This window comes from Delftia sp. ASV31, assembly GCF_016428765.1.
Lineage (GTDB): Bacteria > Pseudomonadota > Gammaproteobacteria > Burkholderiales > Burkholderiaceae_C > Comamonas > Comamonas acidovorans.
Window position 1 is genome coordinate 15,175 of the sequence record NZ_JAELTK010000047.1, and the last position, 20,739, is coordinate 35,913.

Here is a 20,739-nt window from a genome sequence, read left to right on the forward strand (position 1 = left end):
TCTTTCAGGCGGTGGTTTGAGCGATCTTGGCGGGCAGGGCGGCGTCGTCCGCGAACTGGGGCGCGCCGGGCTCGTCGTCGGGGTTCACGGTGGTGCGCGTGGGGTCCCAGCGGATGGAAAAGCAGACGATGCTGGCCAGCAGCGGCACCACGGACAGGATGAGGAAGGTGTTCTCCAGCCCGTACTGCTGGCGGAACAGCGGGAACACCAGCAGCCCCAGCGCCGCGCCCATGGCGCCCAGCGCACCGATCACGCCATTGGCGCCCGCGCGCAGCTCGCTGCGGAACGACAGCGTGGACAGGCTCTTGCCGTTGGCGCCGGGCCCGCCCGAGTGAAAGAGGATGAACAGCGAGGGCACGGCCACGGCCAGCCAGATGGGCATGCGGCCGTTGAACAGGCCCAGCACCAGCAGCATCAGGAACACCAGCGCAAAGCCGAAGGCCGAGGCCCGCCGCAGGCCCAGCCGGCGCCCGATGACGGGCGACAGGAAGCCGCCGACGATGCCGAACACGTTGAACACCAGCGCGCCCAGCGTGGCCTCGCGGAAATCCTTGCCGAACAGCGAGGCGCTGATCAGCGGCAGGTACCAGCCCACGGCAAAGTACTGGATGGACTGGCCTATCTGCACCGTGGCCGCCAGCAGCGTGCGCGGCAGGTAGATGCCGCGAAAGATCAGCAGCACATTGGCCAGGCCGCGCCGGGCCGGGTTGAGCACGGGCAGGCGCTCGGCAAGGGGCGCTGCCATGAAGGTCTGGCCATAGATGCGCGTCATGGCGCGGGCCGCGTCGTCAAGCCGCTCCTTGCGTGCCAGCCAGGTCGGGCTTTCCACCAGCAGCGCGGCCTGCAGGCCCAGGATGAACACGCCGAACACGGCGGTGGCCGCGACCGAGTAGCGCCACAGCGAATCGCCCACGTCCCAGGAGTGGAACCACAGCGCCAGCACCAGGTTGCTGCACACGGCCATGTACCACATGCCCTGCCAGACATTGAGCCGGCTCTTGAGGCGTGCGGGCGTGAACTCGGCCAGCACCGCCATGGCGATGGCGAAGTCGATGCCATAGGCCGCGCCCACGAAGAAGCGGCCGAAAAGGATGGTGGCGTAGTCGGGCGCCATGCTGACCAGCAGCGCACCGGCCACGGCCAGCACCTTGGCGATGACCAGGGGGCGCATGCGGCCCCAGCGGTCGGCCATCCAGCCGCCGATGGGGTTGAAGGCGATGGACACCCAGGAGGCCAGCGACGTCATCCAGGCCACCTCGGCCGGCGTGAGCTGCTGGTCGCGCGTCATGGGCCCCAGGCCCACGCTGAGCGCGGAGTTGGAAAAGGCGTCGAGGAAAAGGCCGCCGAGTGCCAGCCACCAGATGGTGCCGGCGCGGCCTGAAATGCCCTGGCGTGCGTCGATGTACGAGATGACATCCTGAACGCCACGAATGCTGTGGCCTGTGGTTTGCATCGCTGCCTCCTGGTTGTCTGCAAGAGGCCGGCGCACACCACACAGGCGTGACAAGACCATCTCACAGATGGTCTTCAAATCTTGAACCTGCGCTCAGGATTCTAGGCAGGAGGCGCAGGCTGCGGATCGGTGAAAGCACCAGGGTCCGCGCAATGGCCGCGCCCAAAGAAAAAGCCCGCCGCAGAGAACCTGCGGCGGGCTTGGCACGCAGCCCCTTCAGGGGGGCCGTGCGCTGTGTGCTGTCAGTGGACCACGACGGGCTGCTGGGCCAGGCCGGCGTAGCGATCCAGCGCGTCTTCCACCTCTTCCTCGGTGGGGGCGTCGAGCTGCCAGGCAATGATCTGCTTTTGGAACATCTCGGCCCAGGAACCGTCCAGGTAGACCTCCTTGCCCGAGCGCTTGTCCACGATCTCGAAGCCGTGGCGTGGCAGTTGGCGGGCGGGATCGACTGCCTCATTGCCAGCCGTTGCATCCGGATCCATGTCGGGACGCAGATGGAGCACCACAAAAGATTCGGAGTCGTAAAGCATTTGCATGGTGTTCCCTTTCTGGCCCGTTGCCGGGCGTCGCACAGCCTACATGGCTGCGAAGCGCCGGATTTCAAGAACCGTGGGGGTCCCGATCTATCACAGGCACTTGCATGCAGTATTCCACGGATTGGCATGCGCGGCGGCGTGCGACGCAGGCCGCGCTGTGGTAGGCGGGCGGCAGCGGCGCCTGCAAGTGGCGGCCTACCCGCGATCAGGGTGCCTGGCGGCCCTTGAGCTGCAGGTCGGCGAAGTCGCCGTTGTCCTGCGCCAGCCGGATGCGCACGGGCAGGTATTGCATGGACGGCGCCAGCCACAGCGAGGCCTGCTGGTCATCGCCGGCCGCCGCGATCTTGTCCAGCCGCAGCGCCTGCGTGCTGCCCGAGGGAAGGTCCAGCGTCTCGGTCTCACCCACGCGGAAGGTCCAGCGGTCGGCGCGCCGTGCGCTGACGGTGATGAAGCTGATCTGCGTGCCCGCCGGGTAGCGCTGCGGCGCCGCCGCCAGCAGGGCCGACAGTTGCAGGAACACGCTGAGCCGGTCCTGCGCGCCGGGCGCGATGGCGGCATCGGGCGCGCCCGTGCTGAAGTGCGCCAGGTTCTGGTCGAACGCCAGCTGCGCCGATTGCTCCTTGCGTGCCTTGTCGTTGAAGCGGCTGGGCTCCAGGCCCCTGTCCGTGATGCGGCCTTCACTGGTCTGCGAGCGCGAGCCCAGCAGGAACAGGCTGACTTCCTGGCTGGCCTGGTACTGGCCGTTGGCATGGCGCCAGACCAGCTCGGCACTGGCCGAGTAGTTGAAGCGCTTGGCCTGGCCGGTGACGGCGAACGACAGCCGCGCGGGATCGGGCAGTTGCACGGGGACGGGGGCGTCGGAGGCCAGCGGCGTGCCGTCGGGCGAGGTGATGGCCATGCCCTGGGCCGGGCCGGCCGAGGGCGTGGGCGGTGTTTCGGGTTCGGGCTTGGGAGCAGGCGGCGCCGGCGGCGTGGCCGGGGTTGGCCCGCTGCCGGCAGCGGCGGTTTCCGATGCGTCCGATGCGTCCGATGCGGCAGGCTCCGGTGCTGCGGCCATCGGCAAGGGTTCGACGGTTTCGCGGATGGGCGTGTCCAGCGGTTCGGGCGTGGGCGCGGGTGCGGCGGGTGTCGGGCGCTGGACCTTGGGGCGAGGCTGCTGCGGCTTGGGCGCAGGCGCCTTCGGTGCGGGTACGGGCGCTGCAGGCGGGGGGGCGGGTGGCTCGGGCAGGGACAGCGCCCGCGTCTGCATGGCTGCCACCTCGGTGTGCGGCGCCGATACCTGGCTCCACAGCGGCAGGCCCAGCAGGGCCAGGGCGTGCACGCCCAGCACCACGGCGGTGAGGGCAGGCAGGGCGCGCTGGCGCAGGTGCATTTCAGGCATTCCAGCCCAGGTCCTGGGACAGCTGGAGGCAGGCCTCGCGCAGGGGCGCGTCGATGGCGCCGCCGTATTCGGGGTCGAAAGTGGCAATCGAGCCCAGCGTGGTCAGGCCCAGCACGATATGGCCCGAGGAGTCGAAGACCGGCGTGCAAAAGGCCACGATGCCGGGCAGCACGGTATCGACCACGCGGGCGGTGCCGCGCTCGCGCACCTCGGCCAGCATGGCGTCTATGGCCTCGGGCGTGAGCGGCAGGTCCTTGCGCTGGATGCGGCGGGCCTTGTCCACTTCGGGCTCCAGCAGCGGGGCCGTGACCTCGCGCGGCAGCCAGGCTGCGAAGCAGCGCCCGGTGGCTGAGGCCAGCATGGGCATGACGTCGCCCAGGCGCAGGTTGGCGGTGACCGACTGGGCGCTTTCCTCCCAGTGCACGATGGTCGGCCCGTGGTTGCCCCAGACGGCGATGGCCGCCGTGTGGTGGATGCGCTCCATGAGTGCGGGCATGCGTTCGCGCGCCAGCCGCACGGGGTCCAGCCGCGCCAGCGAGGCCAGGCCCAGCTTGAGCGAGGCCGGGCCCAGGTCGTAGCGGGAGGTGCGCGCGTCCTGGGTGACCAGTCCGATGCGCTGGAAGCTCACGAGGTAGCGGTGGGCCTTGGCGGCGCTCATGCCGGCGTCGGACGCCAGGTCCTTGAGCATCTGCGGGCCCCGGGCGCGCGTCAGCGCCTCCAGCAATGTAAAACCGACCTCGACCGATTGAATCCCTGCGCGTTCCTTGTCCATTGCAATAGAATTTGGTTTTGTTTAGTTAAATCAATTTAACTTATCGTAATTCGTGGCTGCGTCGCCATGGGTATCCAGGCCGCTGCCCGGATGCCGTGGCGCGCGGCGGCGGCACGGGGGAGCAGCATGAAACTTGCCACATACAAGGACGGATCGCGGGACGGGCAACTGGTCGTGGTGTCACGCGACCTGAGTCAGGCCCATTATGCGACCGGCATAGCGAGCCGCCTGCAGCAGGTGCTCGACGACTGGAGCTACATGGCGCCCCAGCTGCAGGACCTGTACCACCTGCTCAACAGCGGCAAGGCGGTCCATGCCTTTGCCTTCGATCCGCGCCAGTGCATGGCGCCGCTGCCGCGCGCCTACCAATGGGCCGATGGCTCGGCCTACATCAACCATGTGGAGCTGGTGCGCCAGGCGCGCGGCGCCGAGGTGCCCGCCAATTTCTACACCGACCCGCTGATGTACCAGGGCGGCAGCGACGATTTCCTGGGCCCCTGCGACGATGTGGTGGTGCCCAGCGAGTCCATGGGCATCGACTTCGAGGCCGAGATCGCCGTCATCACCGCCGACGTGCCCATGGGCGCCACGCCCGAGCGAGCGCTGGGCGGCGTGCGCCTGGTCATGCTGGCCAACGACGTGAGCCTGCGCAACCTGATCCCCAATGAGCTGTCCAAGGGCTTCGGCTTCTTCCAGTCCAAGCCTGCCACCTCCTTCAGCCCCGTGGCCGTGACGCTGGACGAGCTGGGCGACGCCTGGAAGGGCGGCCGCCTGCACCTGACGCTGCAGTCCACCTGGAACGGCCGCAAGGTCGGCATGTGCGATGCGGGCGAGGACATGAGCTTTCACTTCGGCCAGCTCATCGCCCATATCTGCAAGACGCGCAATGTGCGCGCCGGCTCCATCGTGGGCAGCGGCACCGTGAGCAACAAGGGCGTGGAAAGCGGCAAGGGCAAGAACCGGCGCATGGAGTGGCCCAAGGGCTACAGCTGCATTGCGGAGAAGCGCTGCATAGAGACCATCCAGGACGGCGCGCCCAAGACCGAGTTCATGCGCTTTGGCGACACCATCCGCATCGAGATGAAGGGCAAGGACGGCCAGAGCATCTTCGGCGCCATCGACCAGAACATCGTCGAGCCTGCCGAATGAGCCGCGTCTGCGCACCCTGGTGGCGCCTGGCGGGCAGGTCGCTGCGCGCCGGCCTGGCCGCGCTGGCGCTGTCGCCGCTGGCGGGGGCATTCGCGGCGCCCCCGGCCGCGGACCCCGTCACCTGCCCGCCCGAGGCGCGCATGCCCGGCCCGGACGAGATCCGCGCCATGCAGCGCAAGGCGCAGGACCGCGGGCTGCTGTGGCGCATCGAGCACCGGGGCCGCACCAGCTGGCTCTACGGGACCATGCACGCGGCCAAGCTCGACTGGAGCGTGCCCGGCCCCACGGTGGCGGACGCGCTGCGCGCCTCCGACAGCCTGGCGCTGGAGCTGAACATCCTCGATCCCGAGGTCATGAGGGTCTTGTTCGCAGGCATGCAGGCGCGGCCCGATGCGCCGCCGCTGCGCGGCGATCTCCAGCGCCGGCTTGAGGAGCAAAGGCGCCTGGCCTGCGCCGGCCCCGAGCTGGCCCTGCTGCGCCCCGACGCCCAGGTGATCTCCCTGTTGTCGCTGGCCGGCCGCAGCGAGGGGCTGGACGCGTCCTATGGCATCGATTTCTCGCTGGCCGGCGTGGCGCTGGCCCTGGGCAAGCCCGTGCTGTCGCTGGAGACGCCCGAGCTGCAACTGCGCGAACTGGTCTCGGACGACCCCGCGCGCGTGGCCGAGACGGTGGAGTCCGGCCTGCGCCAGCTGGAAAGCGGCATCGCCTCCCAGAAGCTGGGCCTGATCGCACGCGTCTGGGCCGATGGCCGCATCCACCTGCTGGAGAGCCTGCCCGACTGGTGCGACTGCATGGCCAATGCCGCCGAGCGCGCCGACTACGACCGCATGGTCTATGGCCGCAACCCCGGCCTGGCGCGCGAAGTGGCGCGGCAGATCCGCTCCGGCCGCAGCGTGTTCGCCGCCGTGGGCGCCCTGCACATGGTGGGCACGCGCGGCCTGCCGGCGCTGCTGGCGGCCCAGGGCTTCAAGGTGCAGCGCGTGGAGTTCCCCGAAGCCAGCCCGCCCTGAAACACACGGCCGCCGCCTCCATGAACAAGAGCTACAGGGCGCGGCCAGGACCCATCCACACCCATCCCACAGGAGACAACAATGGACCGTAGACAATTCCTGGCCGCCGTGGCGGCCTCATCCGCCGGCATGGCCGCGCCTTTTGCACAGGCGCAGGACTGGCCCGCGAGCAACATCCGCTGGGTCGTGCCCTATCCGCCCGGCGGCGGCACCGACGTGCTGGCGCGCACCGTGGCCGAGGCCATGCGCCAGACGCTGAACCAGACCATCGTGGTGGACAACCGCCCCGGCGCCTCCACCAACATCGGCGCCCAGATCGTGGCCACGGCCAAGCCCGACGGCTACACCATCATGTCGGCCGACAACGCCGTGCTGGCCTACAACGAGCACCTGTTCAGCAAGCTGTCCTTCAACCCCGAAAAGGACTTCACCTACATCGGCGGCATCAGCCGCTTCCCGATGGCGCTGGTGGTGAACCCGAACTTCGAGGCCAAGACCTTCAAGGAATTCCTGGCCTACGTGAAGGCGCATCCGGGCCAGGTCAACTACGCCTCGCCCGGCAACGGCTCGCCCCACCACCTGGCCATGGAGATGTTCAAGAACCGCACGGGCACCTTCCTGACGCACATCCCCTATCGCGGCGCGGCGCCTGCGCTGGCCGACGTGATGGGCGGCCAGGTGCCCTGCATGTTCCTGGACCTGGCCTCTGGCCTGCCCGTGATCCAGTCGGGCAAGGTGCGCGCCCTGGCCATCGGCACGGGCAAGCGCGTGCCCAGCCTGCCCGAGCTGCCCACGCTGGCCGAGGTCGGCGTGCCCGACACCGAGGTCTATGCCTTCCAGGGCATCCTGGGCCCGGCCAAGATGCCCCCCGCCGTGGTGCAGCGCCTGAACGCCGAACTCAACAAGGCGCTGGCCAACCCCGCTGTGGTCAAGCGCATGCAGGACTTCGGCATGGAGGCGCTGCCCGGCACGCCCGAGCAGTTCCTGGCCATGTCGCGCGCGGAATCCAAGCGCTGGGGCGCCATCATCAAGAGCGCGGGCGTGAAGCTGGACTGACCCCCTGAGGCGCTGCGCGCCTTCCCGTTGCACGTCGCCCCTTCTCGCTTCGCGGAGGGGGCGTACGGGCAGCCGGCGACACCCTCGGTGCGGGGCGGCGCGGCCGGCGTAGGCCCTTCCTCGGTGTCTCTGGGTTGGGCCGTGGCGGGTTTGGGCGCTGGTGTGCTGGCGGTACCTTTGGGCGTTGCTCATCGCCAATCCAGCCATCAATCCAGCGCCTTCTGCCTGCGCATGGTGGTGAAAAGAACGGCCAGGCTGGCGGCGGCGCCGGCCACGCCCAGGGCGGCGAAGAGGGGGATGCCCCACAGGCGCGGGCCCATGGTCAGCAGGCCGGGGGCCAGGCCCAGGATGAAGGCGCCGGAGACCACGGCCAGGGCCAGGCGGGTGGCGGCGCGTTCCAGTGCCAGTGAAAGCCGGTCGATGTGGCGTATGTCCAGGTCGGCCTGCAGTCGGCCCGAGCGCAGTCTTTGCATCACCAGCCGCAGGGTGTGCGGCGCGTCGTCGGCCAGTTCCAGCCACTGCGCCATGGCGGCGCGGCGCTGGCGCGCGAGGCTGCGCAGGGAGTAGCGCTGCAGCAGCTGGGCCTTGACCAGGGGCGTGGCCGTCTGCACCACGTCGAATTGCGGGTCCAGCTGCAGCAGCACCTGGTCGGCCGTGATCAGGGCCTTGAGCAGCAGCGCCATGTCGGCGGGCAGGGCCACGCCGGTTTCGCGGGCCAGGGCCATGAAGTCCTGCAGCGCGCGGGACATCACCAGGCGGCCGTTGCTGGCGCCGGGGCCATGGCGGGTCACGAAGCGGTCCACGGCGGCCTCGATGCGTGCGGCCGAGGGCGGGGCGCGGCCGGGCATTTCGCTTTCGGCAGCCCATTCCAGCAGCACGCCCGAGAGGCTGCGGCCCTGGCCCTCGACCAGGGCGCGCATCAGGCCCAGCACCTGGCGGCGGCGCTGGGGCGACAGCCGCCCGACCATGCCGAAGTCGATGAAGCCCACGCGGTTGCCGGGCAGGGCCAGCAGGTTGCCGGGGTGCGGGTCGGCGTGGAACAGGCCGTCGCGCAGCACCATCTGCAAAAACGCGCAGGCGCCACGGCGCGCCAGCAGCGGGCCGTCCAGCGCGGGGTCCGCACCCACGGCCGAGGCCGGCACGCCCGGCACGAAGTCCTGCACCAGCAGGCGCGGCCCGCTCAATGCCCAGTGGATGGCCGGCACGACGATCTCGGGCTGGGCCGCGAAGTGCCGCGCCACGGCGTCGCCATTGTGGGCTTCGACGGTGAAATCCAGTTCCTCGCGCAGCGCCTGGCCCAGCTGGCGCGTGACTTCTCGCGGGCGGTAGCGTGCCAGCTGCGGCCATTGTTCCTGGGCCAACAGCGCCAGGTGCTCGAGCAGGCGCAGGTCGGCCTCGATCTGGGGGCGCAGGCCGGGGCGCTGGACCTTGACCACGACTTCGATGTCGGCAGCGCTGGCCGCAGGGGTGCTGTCGCTGCCGCTGCCGTCTTTCTGGTCTTCCCTGTCATCCCGGTCATCCCGGTCATCCCGGTCTTCGGCCGCAGGCAGCCGCGCGCGGTACACCTGGGCCATGGAGGCCGAGGCCAGCGGCACGGGATCGAAATGCGTGAACACCTGCTCCACGGGCAGGCCCAGCGACTGCTCGATCAGCGGCTGGGCCGTCTCCCAGGGCAGCGGGGCGGCGTGGCTGTGCAGTTGCTGCAGTGCGGCCGTCCATTCGGGCGAGAGCAGGTCCGAGCGCGTGGCCATGATCTGGCCCAGCTTGACGAAGCTGGGGCCCAGGTGTTCGAGGGCCATGCGCAGGCGCTCGGGGCGGCTGGCATCCAGCGGATGCTCGGGATGGGGCTGGCTGCCGCGCGGCGCGAAGCGGGCCAGGCCCAGCGTGTCGACCAGGTCGGCCAGCCCGAAGCGCAGCAGCACGCCGACGATTTCCTGCAGCCGGGCACGGTCGCGCACGGCGACCACGGCGGTTTGCAGCATGGGCATCTCCTGTCGGTGGTGGCAATGCGGTCCATTGTGCCGATGCGCCAGACGCCATTGCGCAGGAATCGCCCGTCTCCGGGGCGGGGCTCAGGCCAGCCGCTGCACCTGCACCGCGCAGTCGTAGAAGCTGGGCGCGCGGCCCAGGTCGGTCAGGCGCTGGTGGGTGAGCTCGTTGACGTTGGTGCCGTTGTCGCCATGCTTGCGCCACCAGATGCCCAGGCCGTTGACCACGCCCCGGCGCGCGCGGCCGTTGAGGGTGGCGTGGCATTCGTAGCTGCCCCGGTCGTTGAAGACGCGCACGCGGTCGCCCTCGGCCACGCCGCGCGGGGCGGCGTCGTCGGGGTGCAGCTCCACCAGCGGGCGGCCTTCCATGGTGCGCAGGCTCTTGACGTTGACGAAGCTGCTGTTGAGAAAGTTGCGTGCCGGCGGCGAGATCATGGCCAGCGGGTAGCGCGCATCCGTTTCGGCGGTTTCGTAGTTGGGCAGGTAGTCAGGCAGCGGGTCCATGCCGCGCCGCGCCAGCTCGGCGCTGGTGAATTCGCAGCGGCCCGAGGGCGTGGCGAAGCCGCCCTCGGCAAAGGGGGCCTCGGGCAGGGACAGGGTGGCAAAGCCCTTGTCCATCAGCTCGTTGAAGTCCACGCCGCGCCCCTCGAAGGCTTCGCGGCACAGTTGCTCGTCTCCCGTCTGGAAATGGGCGGCGGCAAAGGTGTCGTCATGCCGCGCCATGTGCGCGGCCAGGTCGCGGAAGATCTGGCCGTTGCTGCGCGCCTGGCCCAGCGGCGCGATGGCGGGGCGGTTGAGCAGCACGTCGGTATGGCCGTAGCTGCCGTGGATGTCCCAGTGCTCGATCTGCGTGGTGGCCGGCAGCACGTAGTCGGCCAGGTCGGCCGTGTCGGTCATGAACTGCTCGAGCACCACGGTGAACAGGTTCTCGCGCGCAAAGCCGGCCACGACCTTGGCCGACTCGGGCGCCACGGCCACGGGATTGCTGTTGTAGACCACGATGGCGTCCACGCGCGGGCCGAAGCCGTTGCCGCCTTCGTGCAGCAAGGCGTCGCCGATGGTGCTCATGTTGATGGTGCGCGGGCGGCGTTCGCCCAGCAGGTGCGGCATCTGCAGTCGGGCGCGCTGCGCGGGCAGGGCGCCCGAGGCGGACAGCAGCAGGCCGCCGGCACGGTGGCGCCAGGCGCCCACCAGGGCCGGCAGGCAGGCGATGGCGCGCACGGCATTGCCGCCGCCGCGCGCGCGCTGCACGCCGTAGTTCAGGCGGATGGCGGCGGGCGTGGTGGTGCCGTAGTCGCGCGCCAACTGGCGGATCTGCTCCACGGGCAGGCCGCAGACCTGGGCCGCGCGCTCGGGCGGCCACTGCAGGGCGCGGGCCTTGAGTTCCTCCCAGCCCAGCGTGTGGCGCGCAATGTAGTCATGGTCCAGCCAGCCGTGCGTGATCAGCTCGTGCATCAGGGCCAGTGCCAGGGCGGCATCGGTGCCGGGCAGCAGCTGCAGGTGCTCGTGGCATTTGTCGGCGGTCTCGGTCTTGCGCGGGTCTATGCACACTAGGCGTGCGCCGTTGCGCTTGGCCTCCAGCGCATAGCGCCAGAAATGCAGGCTGCTGCCGATGCTGTTGCTGCCCCAGATGAGGATGAGCCGGCTTTCGGTGAAATGCTCCACGCGCATGCCCAGCTTGCCGCCGTAGGTCAGGTTCAGGGCCTCGCCCCCGGCGCTGGAGCAGATGGTGCGGTCCAGCAGCGAGGCGCCGAGCTGGTGGAAGAAGCGCCGGTCCATGCTCTCGCCCTGCACCAGGCCCATGGTTCCTGCGTAGCTGTAGGGCAGGATGGTTTCGGGGTCGCGCGCCGCCAGCGCGTGCAGCCGGGCGGCGATGTCGGCCAGCGCCTCGTCCCAGCCCACGGGCTCGAACTGCCCGGAGCCCTTGGGGCCCACGCGGCGCAGCGGGGTGAGCACGCGCTCGGGGTGGTAGCTGCGCTCGGTGTATTTGCTGACCTTGGCGCAGAGCACGCCGCCCGTGTGCGGATGGTCGGGGTTGCCCTGGACTCTTTTGGCGATGCCGTCTTCGACCGTGGTCACCAGCGAGCAGGTATCGGGGCAGTCATGGGGGCAGGCGCCCAGCACCTGTGAGGTGGCCTGGAGTGGGGGCGTGGCGGAGGACATGGTGGCAGCGGTCTCGGACAGGGTGGGTACTTTGCGAAAAAACCGTGAAAGCCGGGAAAACGGGAAAAGGCCGTCACGGGCAAGGGGCGGTGCCGGTCTTGCATGCCGCAATCGCCGCTTGTCTTTATTATGCGGACCCTTGCAGCCGGCTGCACGCAGCAACGGCGCCGATTCCAGCGACAAAAACAGGCAAGTTCATGCTCCGACCCAAGACGGCGTTCAGCCGCAGACAGTTCATCGCAGCCAGCACGGCTGCTGCCGCCACCTGGACCGGCGCAGTGCGCGCCCAGGACGCGGGAGGCACCATCGTGCTGGGCCAGTCCTGCCCGTTGACCGGGTCTGCAGCGCAGATCGGCCAGCCCTTCCATGAAGGCGCCAAGCTGTACTTCGAACAGCTCAACGCGCAGGGGGGCATTGCCCGGCGCAACATCGAACTGCGCGTGATGGACGACGGCTACGAGCCCGAGCGCTGCGCGGCCAATACCCAGCGCTTCCTGTCCGACGACGTGTTCGCCCTGTTCGGCTACGTGGGCACCTCCACCAGCATGGCCGCGCTGCCGCTGCTGCAAAAGGCGCGCGTGCCCCTGTTCGCACCGCTGACGGGCGCCGACGCGCTGCGCCAGCCCCAGCTGGCCCACCTGGTCTTCAACGTGCGCGCCTCCTATGCCGACGAGACGGCGCTGATGGTGCGCCACCTCACGGGCCTGGGCCTGAAGAAGGTGGCTGTGCTGCACCAGAACGATGCCTATGGCGAGTCGGGCCTGGCCGGTGTCAAGGCGGCGCTGGCCGCCAAGGGGCTGGAGCCCGTGGGCGCGGCCACGGTGGAGCGCAACTCGAACAATGTGGCGGCGGCCGTCAAGACGCTGGTGCCGCTGGGCGCCGATGTGATCGTGCAGATCGTCACCTACTCGGCCAGCGCGGCCTTTGTGCGCGCGGCGCGCCAGGCAGGCTTTGGCGGGCAGTTCTACAACGTGTCCTTCGTGGGTGCCCAGGCGCTGTCGGAGACGCTGGGCAAGGATGCCGAAGGCGTGGTGGTCACCCAGGTCGTGCCCTCGCCCTTCCAGACCTCGCGCCAGATCACGCGCGATTTCCTGGCGGCCATCCAGAAGGGCGGCGGCAAGCTGACGCCCAACTATTCCAGCATGGAAGGCTATCTGGCGGCGCGCGTGTTCGCCGATGCGCTGCGCCAGGCCTCGGCCTCGGGCAAGCCCACGCGCGACGGCCTGGTGGCCGCGCTCGACGCCATGCACGGCCAGCAGGTGGCTGGCTTCCCGCTGGTCTTCAAGCCGCAGTCCGGCAAGCCGCGCTTCGTGGAGTTGTCCATGCTGACCGGCGACGGCAAGGTCCGGGTGTAGGCTTGCAGCTCTAGAAGGAGAACCCCATGGCCTTGCTGCAGGAACTGCTGGACCGCGCACCCGAGATCACCGCGCTGCGCCGCGACATACATGCCCATCCCGAACTGTGTTTCGAGGAGATCCGCACCGCCGACCTCGTGGCCCGGCAACTGGAGGGATGGGGCATTGCCGTGCACCGCGGCCTGGGCCGCACGGGCGTGGTGGGCACCATCCACGGCCGTGACGGCGGCGCCAGCGGCCGCGCCGTCGGCCTGCGCGCCGACATGGATGCCCTGCCCATGCAGGAGTTCAACACCTTCGAGCACGCCAGCCGCCACGCCGGAAAAATGCATGCCTGCGGGCATGACGGCCATGTCGCCATGCTGCTGGCCGCCGCGCAGTACCTGGCCGCGCACCGCGACAGCTTCGAGGGCACGGTGCACCTGATCTTCCAGCCGGCCGAAGAGGGCGGCGGCGGGGCGCGCGAGATGGTCGAGGACGGCCTGTTCACCCAGTTCCCCATGCAGGCCGTGTTCGGCATGCACAACTGGCCGGGCATGAAGGCCGGCACCATGGCCGTGGGCCCGGGCCCGGCCATGGCGTCCAGCAACGAATTCCGCATCGTCGTGCGCGGCAAGGGCGGCCACGCGGCCATGCCGCACATGGTGATCGACCCGCTGCCCGTGGCGGCCCAGCTGATCCTGGGCCTGCAGACCATCGTCAGCCGCAACGTCAAGCCCATCGAGGCGGGCGTGGTCTCGGTGACCATGGTCCACGCGGGCGAGGCCACGAACGTGGTGCCCGACAGCGTGGAGCTGCAGGGCACGGTGCGCACCTTCACGCTGGAGGTGCTGGACCTGATCGAGCGGCGCATGAAGACCCTGGCCGAGAGCATCTGTGCGGCGCATGACACGCGCTGCGAGTTCGAGTTCGTGCGCAACTACCCGCCCACCATCAACTCCGCCCCCGAGGCCGAGTTCGCACGCCGCGTCATGGCCGAGGTCGTGGGCGAGGCCAATGTGCTGCCCCAGGAGCCCTCGATGGGCGCCGAGGACTTCGCCTTCATGCTGCTGGAAAAGCCCGGCGCCTACTGCTTCATCGCCAATGGCGACGGCGACCACCGCGCCATCGGCCACGGCGGCGGTCCCTGCACGCTGCACAACCCCAGCTACGACTTCAACGACCAGCTGATCCCGCAGGGCGCCACGTTCTGGGTGAAGCTGGCCCAGCGCTGGCTGAGCGAGCCCACGCGCTGAGGCCCTTGCAGGGGCCGGCCGACACTGGCATGTCACACACCGCACCTAGCATGCGGTCCCTGTGACCTCCATCGAATCCTCCTCGGCCGCCGCGCAGGGCGTGGCCGTCCAAGCCCGGCAGCTCAAGCGCATCCACGGCGAGCGCGCCGTGCTCCAGGACATCAGCCTGCAGATCGCCCCTGGCGAGGTGCTGGCCCTGCTGGGTCCTTCGGGCTGCGGCAAGACCACCCTGCTCAAGATCCTGGCCAGGCTGGAGCAGCCCAGCCGCGGCGAAGTCTGGATGGGCGGGCAGTGCGTGGCCAGCGCCTCGCAGTCCCTGCCGCCCGAGCGGCGCGAGCTGGGCATGGTGCTCCAGGACCATGCGCTCTGGCCCCATATGAGCCTGCAGGCCAACGTGGCCTTCGCGCTGGAAATGCGCGGCCTGCCCCGCGCGCAGATCCACGAGCGGGTGCAGCAGACCCTGGGCCTGGTCGGGCTGCAGGGCATGGGCGAGCGCCTTCCCGGCAGCCTGTCGGGCGGCCAGCAGCAGCGTGCGGCGCTGGCCTGCGCCGTGGTGGAGCGCCCGCGCCTGGCGCTGCTTGACGAACCCCTGTCCGGCCTCGACGGCAACCTGCGCGAGCGCCTGTGCGAGGAAATTCCCCGGCTGCTGCGCAGCCTGGGTTGTACGGCCGTCTATGCGACCCAGGACCGCCAGCAGGCCTTCGCCGTCGCCGACCGCGTGGTCGTGATGGAGCACGGCCGCATCCTGCAACCGGGCAGCGCCCGGGGCCAGGCGCCGGCCCCCGCGCCTTGCGGGGCCGACCGATGGCCCGTGGCCGGGCACCTGTGCAGCGCAGCGTAGGGACGGCATGGGGGCGGCATGGCCGGTCTCGGTGCGGCTGACGGAGAAAAAAGCACGGTCGTTCTAAATTCCTGCTTTTTTGGCTACACTGTGCCGCTACACGAACCGCCCACCAGGAGACCCGCCATGTCCGATCTGAATGCCGCCTTCGAGGCCGCCGTCAAGAACTCCACCTCGATCAGCGAGCGCCCCGACAACGCCACGCTGCTCAAGCTCTACGCGCTGTACAAGCAGGCCACCGAAGGCGACAACGAGGCCAAGAAGCCCAGCTTCACCGACATGGTCGGCCGCGCCAAGTGGGACGCCTGGGAAAAGCTCAAGGACACCTCGGCCGACGACGCCAAGCAGCAGTACATCGACCTGATCGAGTCGCTGCGCTGATCAACACCACCACCGATCGCAGACACAGACAAGGCCCCGGACTCCGGGGCCTTGTCGTTTCCGGCCAGGCCACACCACACTATGTCAAAGAGTGGAGCGCTGGAAACTGGCGCGGCCCAACTCAGGGACGCCGAGCAAGAGCCGCCTCGCGGCGGGGGCGCCCAGCCGAAGGCGTCGTCCCCCTCCGCGAAGCGAGAAGGGGGAAGCGGCGCAGCCGCTCAGGGGGATCAATATTTGTTGGAGAAGTTCGCGCTGATGCGCTGGCGCAGGTACTCCGCGCCCGTGATGGGCGGGTACTTCTTTTGCGGGCCCTCGATCACCGCGTCCTCGTTGGCCTGGCAGAAGAAGGCCAGGCTGTAGCGCGCGCCCTGGTATTCATGGGGCAGGGGATTGCGCACGCGGTGGAAGTTGCTGGGCAACTGGTCGTCGCTCCAGCGCGTGAGCATGTCGCCGATGTTGCAGGTGATCACGCCTTCCACGGGGTCCACGGGCGTCCATTGCTGGCCTTCCATCTCCTTGCCCGGCAGCACCTGCAGGCCGCCCTGGCCTGCGCGCTGGAACAGCAGGGTCAGGCAGTCGAAGTCGGTGTGGGCGCCTGCGCGCCACAGGCCCAGCTCGTCCTTGAGCGCGGGATCGACCGCAAAGTAGTGCAGCATGCGCAGCGTGCTCTGGTAGGCGGGCACAGAAGGGTCGTGGGCGCGCGTGAAGAAGTCCGCATCAAAGCCCAGCTTGTGCGCAAAGCACGACAGCAGCTGCATGCCCACCTGCCAGCACTGGCGCTCAAAGCCCAGCGTGGCCTGCTGAAAGCCCGGCAGCTCCTGCTCCGTGGGCCATAGGCCGGCCATGCGCGGGCGCGTCATCTGGTAGGACTCCTTCTGGTCGGGCGTGCGCGTGGAAGGCCGGATCTGCGCCTTGTGCTCCCAGCCCGCATTGCGCGACAGCGGCCACTGCGCCTTCACCTCGCGCGGCAGGGCGAACAACTGCTCGGCACGCTCGAAGGCCGCATCGATATCGGGCTGGGGAATGCCGTGGCCCGACACCTGGAAGAAGCCGATCTCCACCGAGGCCTGCCAGATCGCATCGGCAATCTCGGCCTTGCGGCGGTCAAAGTCGGAGATATCGATCACCCGCACCTCCCGTGCGCGCGTCTCCTGCCCCTGGCCGCCCATGCGGGCCTCCTTGGCGAGTTCACCCAAGGCGTAATCTGAAGCCGGTGCCGAAGGCAGGGTGGGGTTGGCAAGCATGTTCATGGTCTGTTTCCTTTGCCGCAAAGGCAGTGGCAAGGCACGCAGCGGCCGGCGCAAAAAGACACCGATCCCGCACGTCGCTCTTGAAGTGGCTGACAGGGCACAGGTCGCAGCCACGCCGCTCCCGCACCCGCTTCAAGAGCAATGACCCGCGCCGGCACAGGCCGGCAAGCTGAACGCTTCTACTCTTGCCAACCACCCAAGCAAACAGCGCGCCAGCCCGCGCAGGCCGGTTCATGGCCACCTGCGTTCCATCGTGGTGCAGCCGTCCACCGAAATCGCGGTGCATGCCCGTATCTCGTTGGTGGTGCACCAAGGTGATGCATGCAGCCCGCTTCCTTCAAAACCGGCGCGGCCAAAAGCCAGGGACGCCGAGCAAGAGCCGCCTCGCGGCGAGGGCGTCGTTCCCCTCCCTTGCGAAGCAAGTAGAGAGGGGGAAGCGGCGCAGCCGCTCAGGGGGTGGTACGCCATTTGCATACAAGCATCACTGAGTAGAAGCGTTCAGCACGCGCCCAGTGCGCGTTGCCCGGAAATTGCTCATGTCACGCCAGCCGCCCGGCCCCATGCCAGCGGCCGGTCCCCATGTTGATAGCGACTGAGAGTTCCACCATGCAACGCCGCCATTTCCTTGCCGCCGCCGCCCTTCCCGCTGCCAGTGCCGTGATGCCCGGTGCCTTCGCCCAGGGCAAGGCGCTGACACCGCTGAAGTTCACGCTGGACTTTCGCGTGACCTCGCAGACCGCGCCCTTTTTCGTGGCGCTGCAAAAGGGCTACTACCGCGACGAGGGGCTGGACGTGAGCATCGACGTGGGCTCGGGCTCGGTGGCATCCATCACGCGGGTGGCCAGCGGCGCCTACCAGCTGGGCCTGGGCGACATCAGCTCGCTGATCGAGTTCCAGGCGCAGAACGCGGGTGCCGCGCGCGTGCAGGCCGTCTACCAGTACTACAACCGCGCGCCGTTCGCCATCATCGGCCGCAAGGACCGGGGCATCACGGGCGAGTTCGCCAGCCTCAAGGGCAAGAAGGTGGCCGCCGCCGCCGTGGAGTCCACGCGCCGCGTCTGGCCATTGGTCGCGCAGCGCCAGAACCTGCCGGCCGACCTGTTCGCCTGGACCACGACGGAGTTCTCGGCGCGCGACAACGTGGTGGTGCGCGGCGATGTGGATGCGGCCACCTATTTCCATGACTCGGCCGTGTCGCTGTTCGCACGCATCAAGCCCGAGGAGCTGTCGGTGCTGCGCTATACCGATGCGGGCGTGCAGCTGTATGGCAACGCCATCCTGGCTTCCAGCGCGCTGGTGGCCGAGCAGCCGGCGCTGGTGGCGGGATTCCTGCGCGCCAGCAACCGCGCCCTCATCGAATGCCTGGCCCAGCCCGCGCTGGCCGTGGCCGCCGTGCGCCAGCGCGAGCCCATCCTGGATGAGAAGCTGGAACTGGCGCGCTGGGCCATCACCTCGCAGTACCTGGCCGCGCCCGATACGCAGCGCCACGGCCTGGGCGACATCGACCCGCAGCTGCTGGCCCGCCAGGCCGAGCAGGTCAGCCAGGCCTTCGGCCTCAAGGCACCCGTGTCGGCCGATGCGCTGTTCAACCGCAGCCTGCTGCCGCCGCTGGCCGCGCGCATGGCCAAGGCCTGAGGGATCGCACATGGACCACGCCACCGTTTCACTGCCCCTTGAGGCCTCGCTCGACGAGCGCGACGGCCTGTACCTGCGTCGCGCCATCGCCATGGCCGACCGCGCGCGCAAGCGCGGCAACCGCCCGTTCGGCGCGCTCATCGTGGCCGCCGATGGCCGCGTGCTGGCCGAGGCCTCCAACGCCAATGGCGAGAGCGGCGACTGCACGGCCCATGCCGAGCTGTCGGCCATCCGCCTGGCCAGCCCGCTGCATGACCGCGAGGCGCTGTCCGCAGCCACCTTGTATTCATCGGCCGAGCCCTGCGTGATGTGCGCGGGCGCCATCTTCTGGTCGGCCATAGGCCGCGTGGTCTACGGCATAGATGCCGTGCGCCTGCGCGAATTCCGCGGCGAGCGCCTGGACCAGAAGGATGCCGAGCTGTCCTGCCGCGATGTGTTCGCCGCCTCGTCCCACGCCATCGAATGCATAGGCCCGGCGCTGATCGGCGAGGCCGCCGCTTCGCACCAGGGCGCCTGGAAAAGCTGACCCGGCCCCGTTCCGTCCCCCCGTTTCTTTTGACCACCAGAGAGGAAGCCCACCATGCAAAAACGACTGTTCCTGCACACCGTCCTGGCCCTGTCCGCCAGCGCGGGCCTGGCAACGGCCCAGACACAGGCCCACGCGGCCACGCCGCTGAAGTTCCAGCTGGACTGGCGCTTCGAGGGGCCGGCCGCCTTCTTCCTGCAGCCGGTGGCCAAGGGCTACTTCAAGGACGCGGGCCTGGATGTCACGGTCGATGCCGGCAGCGGCTCGGGCGGCGTGGTGCAGCGCGTGGCCTCGGGCGCCTATGACCTGGGCTTTGCCGACATCGCGGCGCTGATGGAGTTCCAGGCCAACAACCCGGACATGCCCAACAAGCCCGTGGCCGTGATGATGGTCTACAACAACACGCCGGCCTCGGTGATGGCGCTCAAGAAAAGCGGCATCGCCAGGACGGCCGACCTCACCGGCAAGAAGCTGGGCGCGCCCGTGTTCGATGCGGGCCGCCGCGCCTTCCCGCTGTTCGCCAAGGCCAACCAGGTCGGCACCGTGCAGTGGACGGCCATGGACCCGCCGCTGCGCGAGACCATGCTGGTGCGCGGCGATGTGGATGCCATCACGGGCTTCACCTTCACCTCGCTGCTGAACCTGGAGGCGCGCGGCATCAAGGCCGCCGATGTGGTGGTCATGCCCTATGCGGACTTCGGCGTGAAGCTGTACGGCAACGCCATCATCGCCAGCCCGAAGCTGATCAAGGAGAACCCGGGCGCCATCAAGGCCTTCCTGCAGGCCTTCGCCAAGGGTGCCAAGGAAGTCATCGCCAACCCGGGCGCGGCCATTGCCTACGTGAAGGAGCGCGACGGCATCGTCAACACCCAGCTGGAGACGCGCCGCCTGCAACTGGCCATCGACACCGTGGTCAACAGCGCCGACGCGCGTGCCGAGGGCTTTGGCCAGGTCGTGCCCACGCGGCTGTCGCTGATGGCGTCGCAGGTCTCCGATGTCTACGCCACCAAGACGCGCGTGAACCCGGCCGAGGTCTGGAACGGCAGCTTCCTGCCGTCTGCGGCCGAGCTGAACATCCTGCCCAAGAAGTGACGACAAAGTGATTGACACCGTGCGCGTGCGCCAGCGGGCGACGCGCCGGCCCTTGCCTGCTGCCTGCCATGAATTCCTCCACATCCCACGGCGATGACGACGCCTTCTTCGTCGAGTTCCGCGACGTCTGGCTTGCCTACAACGAGGAGCTGCTGCGCGCCAACCACTTCGCGGTCGAGGCCATCGACCTGCAGGTGCGGCGCGGCGAGTTCATCGCCATCGTCGGCCCCTCGGGCTGCGGCAAGTCCACCTTCATGAAGCTGACCACGGGGCTGAAGATGCCCTCCATGGGCCGCGTCATGGTCAACGGCGAGCGCGTGACCGGGCCGCTGAAGATCTCGGGCATGGCCTTCCAGGCGCCGTCGCTGCTGCCCTGGCGCACCACGGTGGACAACGTGCTGCTGCCGCTGGAGATCGTGGAGCCGCACCGCTCGCTGTTCCGCCAAAAGCGCAAGGAGTACGAGGCGCGTGCGCGCGCCCTGCTGCAGAAGGTGGGCCTGGGCGGCTACGAGGACAAGTACCCCTGGCAGCTGTCGGGCGGCATGCAGCAGCGCGCCAGCATCTGCCGCGCGCTGATCCACGAGCCCCAGATGCTGCTGCTGGACGAGCCCTTCGGCGCGCTGGACGCCTTCACGCGCGAGGAGCTGTGGTGCGTGCTGCGCGACCTGCAGGCCGAGCAGCGCTTCAACGTCATCCTGGTCACGCACGACCTGCGCGAGAGCGTCTTCCTGGCCGACACCGTGTATGTGATGAGCAAGAGCCCGGGCCGCTTCGTGGTGCGCCGCGACATCGAGCTGCCGCGCCCGCGCGAGCTGGAGCTGACCTACACGCGCGAATTCACCGACATCGTGCACGAGCTGCGCGGCCACATCGGCGCCATGCGCAAGACCGGCGCGGCCATCCAACAATAGAACGG

Annotated in this window: 18 protein-coding genes; 11 read left to right on the plus strand and 7 right to left on the minus strand. The window is 69.2% G+C overall.

The window, feature by feature from the left end; translation table 11 throughout:
* Positions 1 to 4: 4 nt before the first annotated feature.
* The 4 genes from JHD82_RS17275 to JHD82_RS17290 form a co-directional block, all read right to left on the minus strand.
* Positions 5 to 1,453, minus strand: a complete 1,449-nt coding sequence (locus JHD82_RS17275) for a nitrate/nitrite transporter (RefSeq protein ID WP_199137749.1) — start codon at positions 1,451 to 1,453, stop codon at positions 5 to 7.
* A 242-nt stretch (positions 1,454 to 1,695) separates the two neighbouring features.
* Positions 1,696 to 1,989, minus strand: a complete 294-nt coding sequence (locus JHD82_RS17280) for a DUF3567 domain-containing protein (RefSeq protein WP_199137751.1) — start codon at positions 1,987 to 1,989, stop codon at positions 1,696 to 1,698.
* A gap of 205 nt (positions 1,990 to 2,194) precedes the next feature.
* On the minus strand, positions 2,195 to 3,370 hold the full coding sequence (locus tag JHD82_RS17285) for a DUF3108 domain-containing protein (RefSeq protein ID WP_199137753.1): 1,176 nt from the start codon (positions 3,368 to 3,370) through the stop codon (positions 2,195 to 2,197).
* Positions 3,363 to 4,142 carry an IclR family transcriptional regulator gene (locus tag JHD82_RS17290; protein WP_016446622.1) on the minus strand — a complete coding sequence of 260 codons (780 nt, stop codon included), beginning with the start codon at positions 4,140 to 4,142 and terminating at the stop codon, positions 3,363 to 3,365. The genes JHD82_RS17285 and JHD82_RS17290 overlap by 8 nt, the downstream gene beginning before the upstream one ends.
* A gap of 126 nt (positions 4,143 to 4,268) precedes the next feature.
* Between JHD82_RS17290 and JHD82_RS17295 the strand changes: the two genes are divergently transcribed.
* The 3 genes from JHD82_RS17295 to JHD82_RS17305 all read left to right on the plus strand — a co-directional run bounded on the left by JHD82_RS17295 (position 4,269) and on the right by JHD82_RS17305 (position 7,357).
* Positions 4,269 to 5,291: a fumarylacetoacetate hydrolase family protein gene (locus JHD82_RS17295; protein ID WP_034390060.1), complete on the plus strand. Its 1,023-nt coding sequence runs from the start codon at positions 4,269 to 4,271 to the stop codon at positions 5,289 to 5,291.
* A complete protein-coding gene (locus JHD82_RS17300) occupies positions 5,288 to 6,301 on the plus strand; it encodes a TraB/GumN family protein (RefSeq protein WP_199137754.1) in 1,014 nt (337 codons plus the stop codon). The genes JHD82_RS17295 and JHD82_RS17300 overlap by 4 nt, the downstream gene beginning before the upstream one ends.
* Before the next feature lie 81 nt (positions 6,302 to 6,382).
* Positions 6,383 to 7,357 (plus strand): tripartite tricarboxylate transporter substrate binding protein, encoded by a 975-nt coding sequence (locus JHD82_RS17305; protein ID WP_016446620.1) that lies wholly within the window; start codon positions 6,383 to 6,385, stop codon positions 7,355 to 7,357.
* Positions 7,358 to 7,563: 206 nt separating this feature from the next.
* On the opposite strand, the gene JHD82_RS17310 is transcribed toward JHD82_RS17305, so the two are convergent.
* Together JHD82_RS17310 and JHD82_RS17315 are read right to left on the minus strand one after the other, a co-directional pair.
* Positions 7,564 to 9,339 carry an AarF/ABC1/UbiB kinase family protein gene (locus JHD82_RS17310; RefSeq protein WP_199137756.1) on the minus strand — a complete coding sequence of 592 codons (1,776 nt, stop codon included), beginning with the start codon at positions 9,337 to 9,339 and terminating at the stop codon, positions 7,564 to 7,566.
* A 90-nt stretch (positions 9,340 to 9,429) separates the two neighbouring features.
* A complete protein-coding gene (locus JHD82_RS17315) occupies positions 9,430 to 11,508 on the minus strand; it encodes a molybdopterin-dependent oxidoreductase (RefSeq protein ID WP_199137758.1) in 2,079 nt (692 codons plus the stop codon).
* A 197-nt stretch (positions 11,509 to 11,705) separates the two neighbouring features.
* Here JHD82_RS17315 and JHD82_RS17320 point away from each other — a divergent pair, with 197 nt between their 5' ends.
* The 4 genes from JHD82_RS17320 to JHD82_RS17335 all read left to right on the plus strand — a co-directional run bounded on the left by JHD82_RS17320 (position 11,706) and on the right by JHD82_RS17335 (position 15,320).
* On the plus strand, positions 11,706 to 12,863 hold the full coding sequence (locus JHD82_RS17320; RefSeq protein WP_013804370.1) for an ABC transporter substrate-binding protein: 1,158 nt from the start codon (positions 11,706 to 11,708) through the stop codon (positions 12,861 to 12,863).
* 26 nt (positions 12,864 to 12,889) lie between these two features.
* Positions 12,890 to 14,098 (plus strand): M20 aminoacylase family protein, encoded by a 1,209-nt coding sequence (locus JHD82_RS17325; RefSeq protein ID WP_043825815.1) that lies wholly within the window; start codon positions 12,890 to 12,892, stop codon positions 14,096 to 14,098.
* 61 nt (positions 14,099 to 14,159) lie between these two features.
* The gene (locus JHD82_RS17330; protein WP_199137760.1) at positions 14,160 to 14,939 is read left to right on the plus strand and encodes an ABC transporter ATP-binding protein; all 780 of its coding nucleotides are present in this window, start codon (positions 14,160 to 14,162) and stop codon (positions 14,937 to 14,939) included.
* 126 nt (positions 14,940 to 15,065) lie between these two features.
* Positions 15,066 to 15,320: an acyl-CoA-binding protein gene (locus JHD82_RS17335; protein WP_012203065.1), complete on the plus strand. Its 255-nt coding sequence runs from the start codon at positions 15,066 to 15,068 to the stop codon at positions 15,318 to 15,320.
* Between the two features lie 227 nt (positions 15,321 to 15,547).
* Here JHD82_RS17335 and JHD82_RS17340 read toward each other — a convergent pair whose 3' ends face one another.
* A complete protein-coding gene (locus JHD82_RS17340; protein WP_199137761.1) occupies positions 15,548 to 16,570 on the minus strand; it encodes an isopenicillin N synthase family oxygenase in 1,023 nt (340 codons plus the stop codon).
* A gap of 606 nt (positions 16,571 to 17,176) precedes the next feature.
* On the opposite strand from JHD82_RS17340, the gene JHD82_RS17345 reads away from it, so the two are divergent.
* The 4 genes from JHD82_RS17345 (at position 17,177) to JHD82_RS17360 (ending at position 20,734) form a co-directional block, all read left to right on the plus strand.
* Entirely contained in the window at positions 17,177 to 18,205 is a 1,029-nt protein-coding gene (locus tag JHD82_RS17345; RefSeq protein WP_043780730.1) for an ABC transporter substrate-binding protein, read from the plus strand.
* Positions 18,206 to 18,215: 10 nt separating this feature from the next.
* Positions 18,216 to 18,731, plus strand: a complete 516-nt coding sequence (locus JHD82_RS17350; RefSeq protein ID WP_034390074.1) for a nucleoside deaminase — start codon at positions 18,216 to 18,218, stop codon at positions 18,729 to 18,731.
* Positions 18,732 to 18,785: 54 nt separating this feature from the next.
* Positions 18,786 to 19,823, plus strand: a complete 1,038-nt coding sequence (locus JHD82_RS17355) for an ABC transporter substrate-binding protein (protein ID WP_199137763.1) — start codon at positions 18,786 to 18,788, stop codon at positions 19,821 to 19,823.
* A 68-nt stretch (positions 19,824 to 19,891) separates the two neighbouring features.
* On the plus strand, positions 19,892 to 20,734 hold the full coding sequence (locus JHD82_RS17360) for an ABC transporter ATP-binding protein (protein ID WP_012203070.1): 843 nt from the start codon (positions 19,892 to 19,894) through the stop codon (positions 20,732 to 20,734).
* Positions 20,735 to 20,739: the final 5 nt, after the last annotated feature.

Bases quoted from the DNA above. Each gene is read 5' to 3' on its own strand.
- JHD82_RS17275 (WP_199137749.1), bottom strand. From the start codon at position 1,453: ATGCAAACCACAGGCCACAGCATTCGTGGCGTTCAGGATGTCATCTCG.
- JHD82_RS17280 (WP_199137751.1), bottom strand. From the start codon at position 1,989: ATGCAAATGCTTTACGACTCCGAATCTTTTGTGGTGCTCCATCTGCGT.
- JHD82_RS17285 (WP_199137753.1), bottom strand. From the start codon at position 3,370: ATGCCTGAAATGCACCTGCGCCAGCGCGCCCTGCCTGCCCTCACCGCC.
- JHD82_RS17290 (WP_016446622.1), bottom strand. From the start codon at position 4,142: ATGGACAAGGAACGCGCAGGGATTCAATCGGTCGAGGTCGGTTTTACA.
- JHD82_RS17295 (WP_034390060.1), top strand. From the start codon at position 4,269: ATGAAACTTGCCACATACAAGGACGGATCGCGGGACGGGCAACTGGTC.
- JHD82_RS17300 (WP_199137754.1), top strand. From the start codon at position 5,288: ATGAGCCGCGTCTGCGCACCCTGGTGGCGCCTGGCGGGCAGGTCGCTG.
- JHD82_RS17305 (WP_016446620.1), top strand. From the start codon at position 6,383: ATGGACCGTAGACAATTCCTGGCCGCCGTGGCGGCCTCATCCGCCGGC.
- JHD82_RS17310 (WP_199137756.1), bottom strand. From the start codon at position 9,339: ATGCTGCAAACCGCCGTGGTCGCCGTGCGCGACCGTGCCCGGCTGCAG.
- JHD82_RS17315 (WP_199137758.1), bottom strand. From the start codon at position 11,508: ATGTCCTCCGCCACGCCCCCACTCCAGGCCACCTCACAGGTGCTGGGC.
- JHD82_RS17320 (WP_013804370.1), top strand. From the start codon at position 11,706: ATGCTCCGACCCAAGACGGCGTTCAGCCGCAGACAGTTCATCGCAGCC.
- JHD82_RS17325 (WP_043825815.1), top strand. From the start codon at position 12,890: ATGGCCTTGCTGCAGGAACTGCTGGACCGCGCACCCGAGATCACCGCG.
- JHD82_RS17335 (WP_012203065.1), top strand. From the start codon at position 15,066: ATGTCCGATCTGAATGCCGCCTTCGAGGCCGCCGTCAAGAACTCCACC.
- JHD82_RS17340 (WP_199137761.1), bottom strand. From the start codon at position 16,570: ATGAACATGCTTGCCAACCCCACCCTGCCTTCGGCACCGGCTTCAGAT.
- JHD82_RS17345 (WP_043780730.1), top strand. From the start codon at position 17,177: ATGCAACGCCGCCATTTCCTTGCCGCCGCCGCCCTTCCCGCTGCCAGT.
- JHD82_RS17350 (WP_034390074.1), top strand. From the start codon at position 18,216: ATGGACCACGCCACCGTTTCACTGCCCCTTGAGGCCTCGCTCGACGAG.
- JHD82_RS17355 (WP_199137763.1), top strand. From the start codon at position 18,786: ATGCAAAAACGACTGTTCCTGCACACCGTCCTGGCCCTGTCCGCCAGC.
- JHD82_RS17360 (WP_012203070.1), top strand. From the start codon at position 19,892: ATGAATTCCTCCACATCCCACGGCGATGACGACGCCTTCTTCGTCGAG.